Here is a 4939-nt window from a genome sequence, read left to right as displayed (position 1 = left end):
GAGACAAAAACTTCATTTCTTTGTAGTCTAAAATTCAACATGATATTATGAAACACCTTTACCTAATTATTTTACTACTATTTAACTATCAGTTAGTTTCCGCTCAAAAAGCTTCATCAAATTCACCAGTATGTATTGGGAGTACAGTTTCGCTGACTGCCAGTGGAGGAAGCTCCTACAGTTGGACAGGCCCCAATGGTTTTTCTTCAAATCTCCAAAATCCTTCGATACCCAATGCGACCGCATTAGCCTCTGGAAGATATACTGTAATCATTGATCAAAAAAGTTTTACACAAGATGTAGTTGTAGGACAACGCCCGCAGTATCCGAGATACATGTTTCAAGAAATTACAGGCGCAAAATTGTCGTTAATCTCTGTTCCAGGGCTAGAGTCCGACTATATAACCTATGCTTGGACAGGCCCCAATGGATTTAGTAGCAATGACAAGATTCCTGTATTTAAGGGCTTCAATGAGAAGGTACAAGGACTATATAAAGTAAAAATAACAGATGATTACGGTTGTATTCAAAAGGACTCGATTAATATCAAACTCACAAATGCAGATTGTCCTTATTCATTAACAGCATTTCTTCAGTCAAGTCAGACTGGTACAAGTAAGGAAATTTATATAGCATCATCATCTTCTCGTGATTACACTTTCTGTAAAAATACATTTGATAAATTAACTATCGACACTACCTATTGGGGTAGTGATGTGAAAGTTACATGGTTGAAAAATCAACAGCAAATTTCTGTAGGAACTCCTACAATTGGTATAGACACTGATGGAACTTATAGCGCCATTGTTACAAAAGGTGCATGTAGGTATGTTTCTTCTCCCATTAATATTAAGCTAACAGCCAATACACCAGTTTTAATAACTACAAGTGTAAATAGCAATATTATTTGTGATAAAAATGGCTCATTAACTTTGAATGGTAGTACTTATGGGCAAACTGTAGACCAAAAGTATGTTAATTGGCAATGGTTAAGAAATGATAAACCTATCGACAACACATCTGGATCGAGTATTACGGTATCAGATGAGGGTACGTACAAATTAGTAGTACGTGATGCGTTTTGCTTAGGTATATCGGAAGGTTTTGTCGTAAAAAAGACTAATAAGATAGAGGCCAATCTATCTGTTAGAACGAGCGTTCTTAATAAATATGAAACCAGAGAATTTTTGGTTTGTAACGACTGGTCAGATTACACTTATTTGTGGGTTGAAGGAGCAGGAGCAAAGCAGTTATTTCTAGACGGAAAACTCATTGGAAGTTATTCTGAATGGGAGACGCTCGTTTCAACTGATGATAAATTTGGAACTTTTGTACTGAAGGTACAGAATGGTGCCTGTGAGGCTTACGACACATTAACGATTACGAAAGGAAGTAAAGCAACTGCAGTACCCATTAGAAATAGCATAATGAACTTTGACATTTGCAAAAACCCTAATGAGGCTACGTCCTATCTTTCTATGAAAGAGTATATTGGTGGTGATTGGAGTAGTATTTGGTATAAAGATGGACAAGAGTTTAAAACTGGCTATGGTACATCCATGAGAGAACCTGGGGTATACCAGTTTATTGCTAAAAATAGCAAGACTGGTTGTGTGGCTCAAAGTCAATTATTAACTATTTCTCCAGCTAAAACACCGTTTGTCTATAAAACTTTTGAAAAGAAGAATATAAAAATTTGTACGGGTAATGAATACACACTTTCAAGCCCAGAGTGTCAGGGCGCTTATATTACCCAAACATGGAAAAAAGATGGTAAAACTATTTCGCCAGATACCGATAATCCTTGTAACTTAACAGTCAGTGAAGGAGGGAAGTACTGGGTAGAATGGCAGTTACAAGATTGTACTAATTACTCAGATACAGTGACGGTTGAACTTACCCCATCACTAGCACAGCCTATATTAAGTATGAGCTGTAATGGAACCTCATTTCAACTAAGCGCTGGTTCTAGTACTGCCAATACCTTCTTTTGGTACTCAAAGGGAGTTTATTTAGGCTCAACTAATTCGCCAAATTTACCAATCGATCAAGGAGCTAATAATAGCTATCAAGTTGTGGCATACACACAAGGAAGCTGTCCCTCCATTTCTTCTTTTTTGAATGTCAATAATAAACTTGCGGTCGAAAAAAGTATGATAACTGCCTGTTATGGCACACCGATAACTTTTACAGCACAAACCAATTTGAAAAATATTCAGTGGAGTGGACCAAATAATTTTACTTCTTCAAATGCACAATTACAAATATCTAATCCTTCACTTGCCAACAGTGGTGTTTACACCGTAAGAGCATGGGATACCAATATTGCTTGTGCTCTTACAGCAGATGTTTCGGTGTATGTATCAGTCGTTCCTACAATGACTTATTTTTCGACCTTGGAGGCTTGTGAAGGATTTACTTTTAAGTTTCCTAATCCTTTGTCTTTACCCGACAACAAGAATGTATCTTTTCCTGCTGAAACCTATGAGTTATACGGACCAAATATCAATCAGAAGGGTACATTAAATACCTTTGATGTTACAATTCCTGTTTATAACAAGAACTATGAAGGAACTTACACGTTGGTAGGTTACTCTCCTTATTCGTCGTGTCCTGTGAAAGTTACAACACAATTAAAAACTGTTTCTACCTGCAAAGACCTCCGCATAGACCAGCAAACCCTTAATTCCCTGAAGCCACCTTGTCCTAACGGAACATTTGATTTACCCTTCACTTTGATAGGTGATTTCCCTTCTAATCAGCAGATTGTGGCTAAAATGGAGCAAAATGGTACTGTCATTACGGTAGGAAAGGGAACAACTAGTCCCATCAAAATCACTATTCCCCAATGGTTTGATGTAGCCAATGTGTGGGTTGAAACAGTAGATGAAAGTATTATTTCTTCCCAAAGAACCCTTGCTATCAATTCAGTAGATAAAAATAGCGTACCCAAATTATTACCATCATTAGAGAGTGAACTGATTAGTAAAACCAATTTTTCAGGATGCGACTCGCTAGTATTGAAGATTGATAATGTTTCTGCTTTAGCGCTCGAAAAATCAAATACTCAATGGTTTTATAATCAAACTTTGACCACGACAAAGGATGTAAGCTATACTGTCAAACAGAATAAAGGAGGGCAATATGCTGTTCAAGTAGCATTTGCTTCGGGCTGTTCGTTAAAAAGTGAGGAGGTAAATGTTAGCTTTCAATATATTTATCCACCCATTAATGTTTACACCTACAATAACGATAACTATTTGTATTGTGGCAGAGAGAGTATGACTATTAGAGCCAACTCATATAATAATGCCACCTATTCTTGGAGTCGGAATGATACGCTTATTGCCACCACAAAATCGCCAACTTTAGAAATTAACAAGGAAGGTGTGTATAAGGTATCGATGTCTCTGGGTGCCTGTCGTTCAAATTCTGAAACCTTGCAAATTAATACCCGAAAAGATAAACTTATACCTGTTTCTATTTATTTGGGAGATATGGCAGTAGCACAACCTCTTGCTTGTAATTCCACCAATTATGTTCTCTATTCGAGTATAATAGAACCTAAAAGTATCGTGTTTTCTTGGTTAAAGAATGATGTTAAAATTCCTAATGTAAACACGGAGAATTTGCTAGTAACTGAGGCCGGAAGATATAGGCTTCAAGTAAGCTCAGGAGATTGTGTTGGGTTATCAAATGAGGTCATGATTAATAATCCATTAGTACCACCCACTATTGAATTTTCTATTACTACATTAGCAGATGAACTAAACCAGTACAATAGTATTCAGCCAGATACCATCAGTATTTGTAGTGGAAGTGGTATAAACCTAAGTTTTTCGATGTATAATAATCTTACTTCGGCGCAAGAGAAAAACTTGGTAAGTGGTACTCAAACATGGTATAAAGACAATCAAGTTATTTATATCCATAAATATGAAAACAATACCAATACCACCTCGTCTTTTTCAACTAATACTTTTTCCACTTACTCCTATGATTGGGGTCAGGCAGGGCTTCAAGAAGTTGGTACTTATAAAGTGGTGGTGAGTACAAAATTTAAAGATGGTTCAAGTTGCGATTTTTCTTCAAAAAACCTTACGCTAGTCTGGGCAAAAGATACCGTTGGTCTTCGATTTGTTCATTCAGGCTTAAGTGCCGCTTTGTATCCTAACGTAAGAGAATTAAGAACATGCTCTAATGAGATAAGACCATTTGAGGAATATATAAAATCAACGACGGGAAGGGTTAATGTAGCGAAATATACGATTCAGAAAAATAATGTAACGGTCAAAACAACCACATCCTTAGATACACTAAATAAGTTTACGATTTCAGAAAAGGCGACCTATCGCTTGATTGTAAATTATGAAACAGGATGTGTAGCCAAAACACAACCAATCAATTATTATCCTAATTCAATCAAGGTTGAGCTAAGATCTGATTTCCCTTTTTATATTACGAATGACTCTTTGAAAATTTGTAACACCATTGATGATAGCATTGTATCATCGATATATAGTGCTAATTCAGACCAATTTTCAAAAAACTATCAATATGTATGGTATAAGGACAATAGTCCAATCAAGAATACAAGCGCAGAAGTGAAGCAAGTCTCTGAGGGCATTTATCAGTTGAAGGTATCTTCAGGAAATTGTACAGGCGAATCTCCAAAAATAGTTGTATATAAACCTAATTTATCCTTGCCCGTTACGCCTGCAGATTCTGCATATTTTTGTGAAGGTAAAACGGTAGAATTAAAATTGCCAGAAGTAAAAGGATTACGATACCGCTGGCAATTGAATCAGCAAGAAATCGAAAATGCCACGACCGCATCTTTAACAGTAAATAAGTCAGGAGTTTATCGAAGCCTAGTTTACGATGAAAAATGTTGGGATAATAGTCTATCCGTAAAAGTCGGCCAACGTTCCAACATCCC

At 36.5% G+C, this 4939-nt stretch carries 1 protein-coding gene; it reads left to right on the top strand.

What is annotated here, in order from left to right:
* Positions 1 to 47 precede the first annotated feature (47 nt).
* Positions 48 to 4939, top strand: a 4892-nt coding sequence (locus ACOVQ4_RS08730) for an immunoglobulin domain-containing protein (protein ID WP_421820266.1), incomplete at its 3' end; no start/stop codon positions are given.

The organism is Flectobacillus sp., from assembly GCF_049240685.1.
GTDB lineage: Bacteria > Bacteroidota > Bacteroidia > Cytophagales > Spirosomataceae > Flectobacillus.
This window is presented reverse-complemented; position numbering and strand designations above follow the sequence as displayed.